This window comes from Microvirga splendida, from assembly GCF_016427565.1.
In the GTDB taxonomy this organism is placed as follows: domain Bacteria; phylum Pseudomonadota; class Alphaproteobacteria; order Rhizobiales; family Beijerinckiaceae; genus Microvirga; species Microvirga splendida.
On sequence record NZ_JAELXT010000003.1, the window covers coordinates 161,701 to 173,630 of the forward strand.

15 protein-coding genes are annotated in these 11,930 nt (G+C 65.4%); 10 read left to right on the forward strand and 5 right to left on the reverse strand.

Annotated elements, in window-relative coordinates; all coding sequences use genetic code 11:
• Position 1: 1 nt before the first annotated feature.
• Positions 2 to 562, reverse strand: a complete 561-nt coding sequence (locus JAO75_RS04875; protein ID WP_199047159.1) for a GNAT family N-acetyltransferase — start codon at positions 560 to 562, stop codon at positions 2 to 4.
• Positions 563 to 651: 89 nt separating this feature from the next.
• Here JAO75_RS04875 and JAO75_RS04880 point away from each other — a divergent pair, with 89 nt between their 5' ends.
• The 6 genes from JAO75_RS04880 to JAO75_RS04905 all read left to right on the forward strand — a co-directional run bounded on the left by JAO75_RS04880 (position 652) and on the right by JAO75_RS04905 (position 5,348).
• A complete protein-coding gene (locus JAO75_RS04880; protein WP_199047162.1) occupies positions 652 to 909 on the forward strand; it encodes a hypothetical protein in 258 nt (85 codons plus the stop codon).
• A 514-nt stretch (positions 910 to 1,423) separates the two neighbouring features.
• Positions 1,424 to 2,461: an extensin-like domain-containing protein gene (locus JAO75_RS04885; protein ID WP_199047163.1), complete on the forward strand. Its 1,038-nt coding sequence runs from the start codon at positions 1,424 to 1,426 to the stop codon at positions 2,459 to 2,461.
• A gap of 83 nt (positions 2,462 to 2,544) precedes the next feature.
• Positions 2,545 to 2,976, forward strand: coding sequence for a hypothetical protein (locus tag JAO75_RS04890; protein ID WP_199047164.1), 432 nt, complete (start codon positions 2,545 to 2,547; stop codon positions 2,974 to 2,976).
• Between the two features lie 83 nt (positions 2,977 to 3,059).
• Positions 3,060 to 3,737 carry a ribonuclease T2 family protein gene (locus JAO75_RS04895; protein WP_199047165.1) on the forward strand — a complete coding sequence of 226 codons (678 nt, stop codon included), beginning with the start codon at positions 3,060 to 3,062 and terminating at the stop codon, positions 3,735 to 3,737.
• 89 nt (positions 3,738 to 3,826) lie between these two features.
• Positions 3,827 to 4,675: a 23S rRNA (adenine(2030)-N(6))-methyltransferase RlmJ gene (locus JAO75_RS04900; RefSeq protein WP_199047166.1), complete on the forward strand. Its 849-nt coding sequence runs from the start codon at positions 3,827 to 3,829 to the stop codon at positions 4,673 to 4,675.
• Between the two features lie 67 nt (positions 4,676 to 4,742).
• The gene (locus JAO75_RS04905) at positions 4,743 to 5,348 is read left to right on the forward strand and encodes a glutathione S-transferase (protein ID WP_199047167.1); all 606 of its coding nucleotides are present in this window, start codon (positions 4,743 to 4,745) and stop codon (positions 5,346 to 5,348) included.
• A gap of 57 nt (positions 5,349 to 5,405) precedes the next feature.
• Here JAO75_RS04905 and JAO75_RS04910 read toward each other — a convergent pair whose 3' ends face one another.
• Positions 5,406 to 6,050 carry an outer membrane protein gene (locus tag JAO75_RS04910; RefSeq protein ID WP_199047168.1) on the reverse strand — a complete coding sequence of 215 codons (645 nt, stop codon included), beginning with the start codon at positions 6,048 to 6,050 and terminating at the stop codon, positions 5,406 to 5,408.
• A gap of 294 nt (positions 6,051 to 6,344) precedes the next feature.
• On the opposite strand from JAO75_RS04910, the gene JAO75_RS04915 reads away from it, so the two are divergent.
• Entirely contained in the window at positions 6,345 to 7,100 is a 756-nt protein-coding gene (locus JAO75_RS04915) for an SDR family oxidoreductase (protein ID WP_199047170.1), read from the forward strand.
• Here JAO75_RS04915 and pgeF read toward each other — a convergent pair.
• The 3 genes from pgeF to lgt are packed head-to-tail and all read right to left on the reverse strand — an operon-like array spanning position 7,090 to position 9,797.
• On the reverse strand, positions 7,090 to 7,857 hold the full coding sequence (gene pgeF, locus JAO75_RS04920; RefSeq protein ID WP_199047172.1) for a peptidoglycan editing factor PgeF: 768 nt from the start codon (positions 7,855 to 7,857) through the stop codon (positions 7,090 to 7,092). The genes JAO75_RS04915 and pgeF overlap by 11 nt on opposite strands.
• 9 nt (positions 7,858 to 7,866) lie before the next feature.
• A complete protein-coding gene (locus tag JAO75_RS04925; RefSeq protein WP_343234553.1) occupies positions 7,867 to 8,943 on the reverse strand; it encodes a class I SAM-dependent methyltransferase in 1,077 nt (358 codons plus the stop codon).
• Positions 8,940 to 9,797, reverse strand: a complete 858-nt coding sequence (lgt, locus tag JAO75_RS04930) for a prolipoprotein diacylglyceryl transferase (RefSeq protein ID WP_199047174.1) — start codon at positions 9,795 to 9,797, stop codon at positions 8,940 to 8,942. Before lgt ends, JAO75_RS04925 begins: the two co-directional genes overlap by 4 nt.
• Before the next feature lie 137 nt (positions 9,798 to 9,934).
• On the opposite strand from lgt, the gene JAO75_RS04935 reads away from it, so the two are divergent.
• The 3 genes from JAO75_RS04935 to proC all read left to right on the forward strand — a co-directional run bounded on the left by JAO75_RS04935 (position 9,935) and on the right by proC (position 11,857).
• Positions 9,935 to 10,213: an accessory factor UbiK family protein gene (locus JAO75_RS04935; protein WP_199047176.1), complete on the forward strand. Its 279-nt coding sequence runs from the start codon at positions 9,935 to 9,937 to the stop codon at positions 10,211 to 10,213.
• Positions 10,214 to 10,457: 244 nt separating this feature from the next.
• Entirely contained in the window at positions 10,458 to 10,958 is a 501-nt protein-coding gene (locus JAO75_RS04940) for a type III secretion system chaperone family protein (protein WP_036351233.1), read from the forward strand.
• Positions 10,959 to 11,029: 71 nt separating this feature from the next.
• On the forward strand, positions 11,030 to 11,857 hold the full coding sequence (proC, locus tag JAO75_RS04945) for a pyrroline-5-carboxylate reductase (protein ID WP_199047177.1): 828 nt from the start codon (positions 11,030 to 11,032) through the stop codon (positions 11,855 to 11,857).
• Positions 11,858 to 11,930 lie beyond the last annotated feature (73 nt).

Genomic DNA, 11,930 nt, shown 5'->3' on the forward strand with positions numbered 1-11,930 from the left:
GTCAGGCCCGGATGCCGTCCTGAAGCGCCTCCGGCGAAGGCCAGAGATAGATGACGACCGGCCACTTGAAGGCATCGACCCTCACCATGACCTGCTTGACCACGACGCCTCCGATGGCGTCGTAGAAGGACCGGAAAGGGTTCTGCTCGAAGGCCCCGATGGAGACCGGGCCGGGCGCACGGACCTTCAGCCATTCGGCCGCTTCCAGGAGAAGCCGGCGTCCGATGCCGCGGCCTTGCCTCTCGGGAGAAACGTAGAGCAGGGTGACCTGCGCCACCGATCCGACATCGTTGCGGTCGCCCAGGCGCGCCGCCAGGAACCCGGCCGCGTCGCCGGCCAATTCCGCCACGAGCAGCAACTCCGTGCCAGTATTGAAATCGTTCGAGAGCCATGTCTCGACCTCCCGCGCCCGATGGTCGGGATCCACCCGTGGGCCGAGTTCGTCCTCGGGCATGAAGCCGGAATAGGCCTGTTTCCAGCCCTCAGCCAGGATCCGCCCGATGGCGCTGCTGTCGGTGGCGGTTCCGGGGCGGATCAAGAGTTCCGGAGATGTAAGGCGCATGGGGTCGGGCTGCGTTGCAGGTGCATTTCCTTGACCTTATGGCGGGAAAGGCGGACCATCGCGAGGGAAATGACACGCGGAGATGCCTGATGCGCAGCGTGGTCGTCGTTCTTGCCCTAATGGGTCTGGCCCCTGCCGCCGCTCACGAGCGGCCGGTACTATCCCAGACGGCTCAAGCTCCTGCTCACAATCCGCTCGAATGCTACTGCAGGGCGCAGGGGCGGATGTTCGCCCCTGGAGAGAAGGTGTGCCTGAGAACGGCCGAAGGGCCGAGGCTGGCGCAGTGCCAGATGGAGATCAACGTCATGTCCTGGAGTGTCACGGAGACGCCCTGCCCGGAGACATGAAAAACGCTGCCGGGAAACCGCGGCAGCGTGGAGAAACCATGACTTGGAGCGGCTCGCCCGAAGCCGCTGTGCCTCTTCCTAGAAAAGACCTGCCACCACGGCGAGGATGAAAGAGGAGGACGCGCAGACGGCTACGATGTTGAGCTTGGCTGTCCAGTCGAGATTGGATGTCAGATGCATCGCGGCCCCTTTCCCTATAGGGGTTAACCCCCCTCTATGAATGGATAGGTAGGGTATCAAACCTGCGAGGGCCTGAGAAGCGATTCCAGGAGCTTCAGGGCCGCAAAGGCTGGCCGCCGAGGTGGTTAACAAATCGTTAACGCCTTGTATTCTCAGGAATGAAATCGTTTTCAACTTTCGACGAAAAATGTTCCTGATCCATTGTGTCGCACCCCGGGTTTCCCAGGCCTGTAAGGTCATGAAGCGGATGCAAAGGGCCGAATCGGCCGGGCAGGGCAGCCGGCCCACCCGCCGTTGACGGGATGTTTACGAGCCTGCTGCTAAGTCTCCGGCCATGCGTCGTGGGTTAGTTGCGTTTGTTGCCCTATCGCTCGTCGGGCTCGGGCTTACCGGTTGCGGACTGTTTCGGTTCGAGCAGCGCGAGCCTTGGCGCGCGCAGGCCGAGGAGGCCTGCCTGTCCCAGCGCCTCGTGCAGCCTTCCGCCTATATGTCCCTGAGTTCCAAAATCGACGGGCCCGGCGTCTGCGGCATGGATTACCCGTTCAAGGTCTCGGCCTTCAACAACGGCTCGGTCGGGTTGAAGTCGAAAGTCACGCTCGCCTGCCCGATCATTCCCCGGATCGATATCTGGCTCGACGAGATCGTGCGGCCCGCCGCCGAGATGTATTTCGGCGTCCCGCTCGCCGACATCAAGGCGGGCTCCTATTCCTGCCGTCCCCGCAACAACCAGCGGGGCGCCAAGCTTTCCGAGCATTCCTTCGGCAATGCCCTTGATGTCATGGGGTTTGTCCTCGCAGATGGCCGGGAGATCTCGGTTGCCAACGGCTGGCGCGGCCGCGATCCCGCCGAGCAGGAGTTCCTGCGCGAGGCCTTCGTGGGGGCCTGCCGCTACTTCACGACCGTTCTCGGGCCGGGTTCCGACGCGTTCCATTACGATCACTTCCACATCGATCTGGCGCGGCACGATCCTCGCGGCGAGCGGCGCATCTGCAAGCCGATCCTGAAGTTTTCACCCCGGATCGATCCCGAGCGCAGCCAGGAGGTTCTCCAAAGCGCGGCCGCTGCCGGCGATCTGGCCCCGGTGGATCTGGAACAGGACGTGTCGGAAGGGGGCGCCTATATCCCACCTGCGCCGCCTCCGGCTCCCACCCTGGCTGTGCCGGTGGCTCCGCTGCAGCGCTCCCCGGTTCCGAACGGATATGCGGCCGACCTGCCGGGCCAGGCTGCAGGAACCCGGAGCCCCGCGCCGGTGGCCTCCTATCCGGCGCAGCCGCCGGCGGGCCGTCCCCTGGAGCAGACCTATGCTCCGCCGCGGCCCCAGGGGCGTCCGGCTGCTGCCCCGATGGTGCTGAACAGCCACGCTATCTATTAAACCACAAGCGGAGCCTTGACCTTCTCGGGCTTCGCCCACATGGTCGATGGAACAAGATCCAAAAGACCTGTTGGAGCACCCGAATGAAGTGGCTGGCGGCTTTCGTCTCCTGCGTGATGCTGAGCGCACCTGTGATCGCCCGTGAGATCACGCCCGCAGAACGGCGCGAAATCCCCTTCGATGCCTCGCTGCCGGCCTGCGCCGATCCGTCCGTGTTTCACGACATCAGCACGAAATTCGCGCATAAGGAATACAAGTTCTGGAACTCGACCCGCACGATCGTGGCGTTCGAGCGGGTGCAGCAGGTCGCCTGGCGTCCCTGGGGCCTGGATTACATCCCGCGCCGCTTCTGCACCGGCACGGTGCTCATGTCCGACGGCGAGCGGCACAGGATCAACTACTCGATTCGCGAGGATCTCGGCTTCCTCGGCATCGGCTGGGACACGCTGGCCTGCGTGGATGGCTTCGACAACAACCATGCCTACGCGCCCCACTGCAAGCAGGCCGCCCCTTGATCCTGCGCCGGTGCCTGACGCATCGTGCGCCTTAGCGGATCCGGCTTTGCGGCACCATGATGAGGCTCACCAAAAGAGTTGAGATGAGGGACGTTCTCAAGAAGGTATGCTTCGCCCTGGCCTTCGCGGGCGGCAGCCTTCTTTCGCTCTCTCCCACGGCAGCCCAGGGCATGCGGGAGGCGAGGGGCGCTCCCGTAGGACAGTTCGACTTCTACGTGCTGGCTCTCTCCTGGTCGCCGGGCTTCTGTGAGCACAGCGGCAGCCGAAGCCGGCAATGCGACAGCGGCAGCGGGCTCGGCTTCGTGACCCACGGCCTGTGGCCGCAGAACGAGCAGGGCTATCCCAGCTTCTGCGAACCCGGCGGACGTTTCGTGGCGCGGGCAGCGATCGACGATGCCAAGGGTCTGTTCCCGGACGACAACCTGGCGCGCTACCAGTGGCGCAAGCATGGGACGTGCTCGGGGCAATCGCCGAGCGGCTACTTTCAGGCGGTGCGCCGCGCCCGCGAGCTCGTGCGCATTCCCGACAGCTTCAGGGGGCTGGACAGCCGCTCCCGGGTTCTGCCGAGCGAGATCGAGCAGGCCTTCATGAGAGCCAATCCGGGCCTGCGCGCCGACATGATGGCGGTTTCCTGCGGACGGCGTATCTTCCAGGAGGTGCGCATCTGCCTCGGCAAGGACCTGCGCGGTTTCCGCCAGTGTCCCGAGGTCGACCGCAGCGGCTGCCGCGCGAGCGAGGTCTCCGTCCCGGCGGTGAGATAGCGCACCGAACGATGCGCCCATGAGGGAAAGGGGCATCGGATCGCTTCCAGAACTGGAATCCGCCATGGATCCGATGCTTTAGGACGAACATGAATTACCGCCATGCCTTTCACGCCGGCAATTTCGCCGACGTCATGAAACACGCCGTTCTGGTGCGGATCCTCACCTATCTGCAGCGTAAGGAGACGCCGCTTCGCGTCGTCGACACCCATGCGGGGATCGGCCTCTACGATCTCGGCGGCGACGAGGCCGGTCGGACGGGGGAGTGGGTCGACGGCATCGGTCGCCTGGAAGAGCCTTTCGCGCCGGAGGTCGAGGAACTCCTCGCTCCTTACCGCAAAGTCGTTGCCGATGTGCGAGCTCGGCATGGGCAAACCATCTATCCCGGCTCGCCGGGCATCGTGCGCGAAGTTCTGCGGCGGCAGGATCGGGGCGTGTTCGTGGAACTGCATCCGGCCGACCATGCGGTGCTGAGCGAAGCCTTCAACGAGGTCTCGAACCTGAAGGTCATGCATCTCGACGGCTGGACGGCGCTCCATGCCCTGATCCCGCCCAAGGAGAAGCGCGGCGTGGTTCTCATCGATCCGCCCTACGAGCAGCCTCATGAACTGGAACGGCTCGGCACGGAGCTTCTCGATGCCTTGAAGAAATGGCCTACCGGCGTCTATGCCGGCTGGTATCCGATCAAGGATGTGGGGCCCGTCGATGCGGTGGCCGGGCGGCTCCATCGGGAGAGCCCGCGCCCCGGCCTGCGGCTCGAACTCTACGTGGACGATCCGCGCGACAAGACCCGGCTTAACGGCAGTGGGCTGTTCGTGCTCAACCCTCCATGGTCATTGGGACAGGAGGGCGAACTGCTGCTGCCAGCCCTGGCGGAGCGCCTGTCGCGCAGCGGCTACGGCGCTTATCGCTGTGAAGCCTTCGGACCCCCTGCTTAAAACGGATTGCCGCAGGCGCCGCGACCGTTCATGACTTGCCCCATTCTGTCAGATCAGGGGTTTGCTCATGCTCGTTCTCCGCTCCTCGCCCGCGTCGCCCTTCGGCCGGAAGGTGAAGCTCGCCGCCACGATTCTTGGTGTCTCGGACCGGATCGACATCGTCGATGCCGACACGCTGAACCCGGAGGATTCGATCCGCCAGCAGAATCCGCTGGGCAAGATCCCGGCGCTGATCCTCGAGAACGGAGATGTGCTCTACGATTCCCGTGTGATCGTCGATTATCTCGATCATCTCGCCGGCGGTGGGCGCGTCATCCCGAACGGGCCGGAGCGGTTTACCGCCCTGCGCGATCAGGCGCTCGCCGACGGAATCATGGATGCGGCGCTGCTGCAGGTCTATGAGGGACGCTTCCGCCAGGAGGACAAGCGCGAGCCGAAATGGATGGATCACCAGGCGGACAAGGTGCGCCGCGGCCTCGACCATGCCGAGGCGCATCTGTCGGCGCCCGGACAGGACCTGCATATCGGCCAGATCGCCCTTGCCTGTGCCCTGGGCTATCTCGACCTGCGCTTCGGCGGCCGGTGGCGCGAGAACTATCCGAAGCTCGTCGCGTGGCTTGCCGATTTCGAGGCCCGGGTTCCGGCCTATGCCAAGACCAGGGTGGCACCCTGAAACGAAAAAGGCCCGGGGTGACCCGGGCCTTTTCTGTCTCTGGAGAAGAGACGGATCTTAGTAGGTGCCGAAGCGGAAGTTCAGACCGGCGCGGATCACGCCGAAGTCGGTCTCGCCGTCGAAGCCCGGGAAGTCGTCGTCGTTGTCGAGGTTGACGTACAGACCTTCGATCTTCGCCGACAGGTTGTTGGTGAAGGCGTACTCCATACCACCACCCACGGTCCAGCCGGTGGAGTCGTCCGCGAACGCGAAGCCGCCGGTGGCGTAGATCAGAGCGCGGTCGAAGGCCACACCGGCGCGAGCACGAACCGTGCCGAACCAGTCGCCGCTATCGAACACGTCGTCGTCGCCGTCGATGTCGCCGTCAGCGTCGGAGTCGAAGCTGAACTCGGAGCCGAAGTCGGCGTACTGGATGTCGCCTTCGAGACCGACCACGAAGGAGCCGATCTGGTAGTTGTAGCCGACCTGGGCGCCGCCGACGAAGCCGCCGTCGTCATTCTCGTCCGCCAGATCGACGACGTCGAAGTCGTTGTTCGACCAGCCGTAGCCGGCGTTCACACCGACGTAGAAGCCGGTCCAGGTGAAGATCGGAGCAGCGGCGATGATCGGAGCCGGCGGAGCAGCGCGCATGGGCAGGTCCGCAGCGGAGGCAGCCCCGGCGAAGCCGAAGAGGGCGACGCTGGCGAGAAGAATCTTCTTCATGGTTTCTCTTTCCTAATCGATGTCATGCCAGCCCAACCGAATTCCATCGGATCAAGCCGGGCACTCCCCATTTATAGAGCGACAACCTCGCGAGGGCTGTGACCTCACAACCACAGCAGCCAAGAAGTGTTGTGGCAGGATTGTGGCGGTAATGCCCGTGCTGTTCCCCTTGTGGCATCGCTGGACCCACAACGCACAGCTTGGCCATTAGTTCGACGACGCAACGAAAAAATGTCATTTTCTTGGCGAAGGCAGATACTTGACGCAACAGATTTACATTTCAAGAGGTGGAGCATGGAAAAAGCAGCCCTCGTGACCGGAGGCGCTCAGCGCATCGGTCGCAGGATCGTCGAGCGGCTTGCTGCGGAAGGCTACGCTGTAGCCATCCATTGCCGCCGCTCGACGGACGAGGCTGAGCGCATGGCTGCGCAGATCCGGGGCGCCGGCGGGAGAGTAACCGTCGTGCAGGCCGATCTGGCCGATGGAGATGCCGTCGAACGCCTCGTGCCGGAGGCTGTCAGAGCCCTGGGTGCTCTGACCCTGCTCGTGAACAATGCCTCCGAGTTCGAGCCCGACGAGGTCGAAACTCTGTCGCAGGAGCGGTGGGACCGGCACTTTGCCGTCAACCTGCGTGCGCCGGCCTTCCTCGCCCGCGACTTCGCCCATCAGTTGCGCGTCGGGGGCCAGGGATGCATCGTCAACATCGTCGACCAGCGGGTCTGGAAGCTCACGCCGCAGTTCTTTTCCTACACGCTCACGAAGGCCGCCCTCTTCACCGCCACCCGGACCATGGCCCAGGCGTTGGCGCCGCGCATCCGGGTGAATGCCATCGGGCCGGGCCCGACCCTGTCGAATGTGCGCCAGGGGGATGAGGACTTCGCCAAGCAGAGCAGCGCCGTGCCACTAGGGCATGGCGGAACGCCGGACGAGATCGCCGATGCGGTGCTCTACCTTGCGGGTGCGCGCAGCGTCACCGGGCAGATGATCGCTGTCGACGGTGGCCAGCACCTCGCCTGGGAGACGCCGGACGTGGCCGGCATCAGGGAGTGAGCGCGATCGCCGAGATCAGGCGGCCGTAATCCGGCTCCTGGCGGTGAGTGGTGCGGCGATAGCTGTAGAACCGCTCCTCGTCGGAATAGGTGCAGAGCCCGAGATCCGTGAAGGCGCCGATGCCTGCCGCCTCCAGGCGCGCGCCGATGAAGCCGGGGAGGTCGAACATGGCATGGCCCGGCCTCTCCGCGCTCTTGAGAAAGCGCTCATGGCCGGGCACTTCCTTGTTGAAGCGCTCGATGAAGTCGGGGCCGACCTCGTAGGCCTTCTGGCTGATCGTGGGCCCGAGCACCGCGACAATGTTCCCGCGCCGGGCTCCAAGCCGCTCCATCGCCTCGACGGTGGCTTCGAGAACGCCCGTCACGGCCCCGCGCCAGCCCGCATGGGCCGCCCCGATGACGCGCGCTTCGGGATCTGAGAAGAGAACCGGTCCGCAATCCGCCGTGGTGATGCCCAGCGCCAGGCCCGGCACGGAGGTCACCATGGCGTCGGCCTTGGGGCGCTCACCCTGCCAGGGGCCCTCCACGGTCACCGCATCGGGCGAGTGAACTTGATAGACGCTGATCAGGGCCTCGGGCGCCACGGCAAGTGTCTCTGACATGCGGCGGCGGTTCTCCCGCACCTTTTCCGGATCGTCGGAGGAGCCGACGCCGCCGTTGAGCGAGGCATAGATGCCCTCCGAGACGCCGCCTTCCCGCGTGAAGAAGGCGTGGCGGATGCTCGGCTGGGAGGAAAGGGCAGGGGCTTGGATGAACATGGGGCGATCCTACGAAGAGGAGGGCAGGGCAGGCAATCCGGGAACGGCCCCGATGCCCTCATGTGTAATGGCCAAAACCTTAAACAGCTCTCCCATGCCCGTCGGGCCGCGCTCGGTCAGGCGGTCAAGGGCCTGGTCGATGTCAGTCGCCTGGAGCGGCGTGGCCCGAGCCTTCAGGGCCTTGGCGCGAGCCTCGATGCCGAGAGCCTGGAGGAAATCGCCCTGCGCGGCGATGCCGTGAGCCCGAGCGCCCTGTGAGGCGGCGGCCTGGGCGAGGCGGTGGAAGTCCACATGGGTGGTGAGGTCCGCGTCTCCCGGCTCCTCCAGGGGATCGACCGGCTGGTGATGTTTCAGGGCCTGCAGGGTGTCGCCGAAGGCCGGGCCCCAATAGCCGTAATCCAGCACCAGGGCCGCGCCGCCGTCGCGGGCAAGCCTCCCGGCGAGTTCGCCCATGATGTCGATTGAGGCGGCAGGCCATTCGAGAATATCGCCGAGCCGCAGGGGCTTTCCGAGAGCCTGCTCCGGCTCCGGGCGCAGGCCGAGGATCAGCCGCTCGCCGTCGAGGCCTATCAGGCGCTCGCACCAGCCGCGCTCGGTGGCGAGGAACTGGCGAACGGGGAGCGCATCGAAGAACTCGTTGGCCACGAGAAGCATGGGACCTGTCGGCACATCCTGAAGGCGATCATGCCACTCAACTGAAAACCCGGAGGAGGCGAGGGCTGCCTGCTGCCGCTGCCTCAGAGATGGGCTTGTCTCCACAAGATGAACGGTGGTGGCTGTCTTGAAATCGGGCAGGAGCCGTGTCGCCCGCAGCAGATCCGCCATCAGTGTGCCGCGTCCCGGCCCCAGCTCGACGAGGCGGCAGGGGGCAGGGCGGTCCATGCCGTTCCAGACCTCCAGCATCCACAGGCCGATCAGCTCGCCGAACATCTGGCTGATCTCGGGTGCCGTGGTGAAGTCGCCGGCGGCACCCAACGGGTCGCGGGTGCCGTAATAGTGGCGGAGGCACAGGCCCATGTAGCGTTCGACCGTGATCGGCCCCTCCAGGGCGATGGTCTCGCGCAAGGTGTCCTTCAGCGCCGTCACGCAGCCCCGACCGCTTGTCTCGGCCGCGTCAAGCCGCGCGCCGCAAGCCCGATGACTGCCGCGCCCACGAGCGCCATGGGGATCGAGAGCAGCATGCCCATGGTGATGCCGCCGCCCAATGCTTGCACGGACGAGCCGAAGAGGAATCCGAGCTGCGCGTCCGGTTCACGGAAGAACTCGGCTGCGATGCGGGCGAGCGCATAGCCGAGCACGAAGATCCCGCCGAGCAGCCCGGGCCTGCGGAAGCCGAAGCGCCGCGCCGCGATAATCATGACGATGAACAGGATCAGGCCCTCGCCCAGAGCCTCGTAGAGCTGGCTGGGATGGCGTGGCACCGGTCCCGCGTGAGGGAAGACCACCGCATAGGGGAAGTCGGGCGCCGGCCTGCCCCACAGCTCCCCGTTGATGAAGTTGGCGATGCGGCCGAAGAACAACCCGATGGGCGTCACCACGGCGGCCATGTCGAGCATGGCGAGCGGGTTGAGCCCACGCGAGCGGGCAAAGAGCACGATGGCCAGCACCGCGCCCAGGAAGCCGCCATGGAACGACATCCCGCCGCGCCAGATCGCGAAGATTTCCAGGGGCTGCGAGAGATAGGATCCCAGATTGTAGAACAGCACGTAGCCGACGCGCCCGCCCAGCACGACGCCGAGCGCCACCCAGACGATGAGATCGTCCACATCCATGGGCTTGGGCTGCTTGAGGCCGGCCCAGAGGTCCGCCTTTGCAGCCAGGCGCTTGGCATAGAACCAGCCGCCGAGGAGGCCGGCCACGTAGGCGAGCGCGTACCAGCGGATCGCCAGGGGGCCGATGGAGATGGCAATCGGGTCGATGAGCGGGAATGAGAGCGGCATGAGAGGGCCTTGATCGAACGGGTTGCCATTGGACCCGTCAGGCGAGGATCGTCAACCCTGTTGCAGTTTAGGGCGAATGCGCCCATGTGTGGCGTTCCGGGGCCAGGCAGGCCCGCCGAACGCTGTGGATTGACCTCATGACCCAATCGTCCAACCGGATCTTCGATGAACTCGCCCGCTTTGCCACCGATGCCGCGGGCGCGGCCCAGGGTGTCCGGCGCGAGGTCGAGAGCGTGGTCCGCAGCCAGTTCGAGCGCCTCATGAAGGATATGGACGTCGCCACCCGCGAGGAGGTCGAGGTCCTGCGCGAGATGGTGATCGCGGCCCGCGAGGAGAACGAGCGGCTCGAGGCCCGGCTGAAGGACCTGGAGGCGAAGCTCGCCGGTTCCGGCGGCACGGGTGCCGCCACGCCCTGACCGGGGTGAAAAGCCGGCCTGCACCCGGCGCGGGTCTCCTGTTGTGGACAGGTGAACCCGGCGCATTGTGACAGAGGCCGAAATCTAAGACTGTCGATTCATGAGCTGATTCGAGGCTGCGGCGGCAGAGGGCTCCGAATACGGAAGTATTCCGAGATCTTCTTCCGAATAGTGCCCGGATTGATGCAATGGTGTTGCCCGGATGTGTTTACCATATTCAGGCAACTGAACTTTCTGGATCGACATGTCGCAGATTCATCTTGAAATCGACCGCGCGGAGCACCCTCTCGACGTAGTCGAGCGTCTGGCTGCTCTGCGGCACTGGATCTTCGACCGCGCCGAGGCGGACGAGATGTCCGTGTCCGTCGCCGGTCGCTGGGCGGATTACGACGTCGCCTTCACCTGGATCGAGGATGTCGAGGCGCTGCACATGGCCTGCGCCTTCGACCTGAAGGTTCCCGAGCGCCGCCGCCAGGACGTTCTCCAGCTCATCTCCGCCGTCAACGAGCAGCTCTGGGTCGGGCATTTCGACCTGTGGAGCACGGAGAACGTGGTGATGTTCCGCCATGCCCTTCTGCTGGCGGGCGGGGCCGATCCCACCGACGGACAATGCGAGACCATGCTGCGGGTCGCGGTGGAGGCTTGCGAGCGCTACTTCCAGGCCTTCCAGTTCGTGATCTGGGCCGGCAAGTCGGCCCGCGAAGCTCTCGATAGCGTCCTGTTCGAAACCGAAGGCGAGGCCTGATCCCGCCTCGACAGGGCCGGGCGGACTTGAATAGAGTGCGGCCTCCCGCGTCCATTCCGCTAGGTCGTCCCATGTCGTCGAACGCCTCTCATCTCCCGTCGTCGCTCATCCTCGTCGGAGCCGGCAAGATGGGCGGTTCCATGCTGGAAGGCTGGCTGAAGGTCGGAATGAAGCCTGAGGGCGTCACGGTTCTCGACCCGCGTCCCTCCGACGAGATGACCCGGCTCTGTGAGAAACGGGGAATCGCCCTCAACCCTACAGAGTCTGCCGCCCCCGACGTGCTGGTGCTGGCGATCAAGCCGCAGATGTTGGACGACGCGGCCTCTCTGGTGAATGCCTGCCTCGGGCCCCACACCCTCATCGTCTCGATCCTCGCCGGCAAGACCGTCGGTGACCTGCGCGCCAGGCTTCCGGCCTCCGGTGCCATCGTGCGCGCCATGCCCAACCTTCCCGCCAGCATCGGCCGTGGCGCCACGGGAGCCGCCGTCAACGACCAGGTGAGCGAAGGGCAGCGCCTCATGGCCGATGCGCTTCTCGCCAGCAACGGCATCGTCGAGTGGCTGCCGACCGAGGATCTGATCGACGCGGTCACGGCCGTGTCGGGATCGGGCCCTGCCTATGTATTCCACCTCGTGGAGTGTCTTGCCGAGGCCGGCGCCGCGGCCGGACTTCCAAAGGAACTTGCCGAGCGCCTCGCACGCGCCACGGTGACCGGGGCGGGCGAGCTCCTGTTCCAGAGCGATCTGCCGCCTGCGACGCTTCGCCAGAACGTGACCTCGCCGGGCGGCACCACGGCGGCGGCGCTCGAGGTGCTCATGCGAGACCCCGACGGGATGAAGGCGCTCATGCGCGAGGCTGTGGCCGCTGCCAAGCGGCGCGCGGAGGAACTCGCCGGGTGAGGCTTGGGATTGGTGCAGTGCATCCCTAGATTAGCCTGAACGGCATATTTTCAGGAGGTTGATCGTGACGGCA

Coding starts and splice junctions, on each gene's coding strand:
- JAO75_RS04875 (WP_199047159.1), bottom strand. CDS start 562: ATGCGCCTTACATCTCCGGAACTCTTGATCCGCCCCGGAACCGCCACC.
- JAO75_RS04880 (WP_199047162.1), top strand. CDS start 652: ATGCGCAGCGTGGTCGTCGTTCTTGCCCTAATGGGTCTGGCCCCTGCC.
- JAO75_RS04885 (WP_199047163.1), top strand. CDS start 1,424: ATGCGTCGTGGGTTAGTTGCGTTTGTTGCCCTATCGCTCGTCGGGCTC.
- JAO75_RS04890 (WP_199047164.1), top strand. CDS start 2,545: ATGAAGTGGCTGGCGGCTTTCGTCTCCTGCGTGATGCTGAGCGCACCT.
- JAO75_RS04895 (WP_199047165.1), top strand. CDS start 3,060: ATGAGGGACGTTCTCAAGAAGGTATGCTTCGCCCTGGCCTTCGCGGGC.
- JAO75_RS04900 (WP_199047166.1), top strand. CDS start 3,827: ATGAATTACCGCCATGCCTTTCACGCCGGCAATTTCGCCGACGTCATG.
- JAO75_RS04905 (WP_199047167.1), top strand. CDS start 4,743: ATGCTCGTTCTCCGCTCCTCGCCCGCGTCGCCCTTCGGCCGGAAGGTG.
- JAO75_RS04910 (WP_199047168.1), bottom strand. CDS start 6,050: ATGAAGAAGATTCTTCTCGCCAGCGTCGCCCTCTTCGGCTTCGCCGGG.
- JAO75_RS04915 (WP_199047170.1), top strand. CDS start 6,345: ATGGAAAAAGCAGCCCTCGTGACCGGAGGCGCTCAGCGCATCGGTCGC.
- pgeF (WP_199047172.1), bottom strand. CDS start 7,857: ATGTTCATCCAAGCCCCTGCCCTTTCCTCCCAGCCGAGCATCCGCCAC.
- lgt (WP_199047174.1), bottom strand. CDS start 9,797: ATGCCGCTCTCATTCCCGCTCATCGACCCGATTGCCATCTCCATCGGC.
- JAO75_RS04935 (WP_199047176.1), top strand. CDS start 9,935: ATGACCCAATCGTCCAACCGGATCTTCGATGAACTCGCCCGCTTTGCC.
- JAO75_RS04940 (WP_036351233.1), top strand. CDS start 10,458: ATGTCGCAGATTCATCTTGAAATCGACCGCGCGGAGCACCCTCTCGAC.
- proC (WP_199047177.1), top strand. CDS start 11,030: ATGTCGTCGAACGCCTCTCATCTCCCGTCGTCGCTCATCCTCGTCGGA.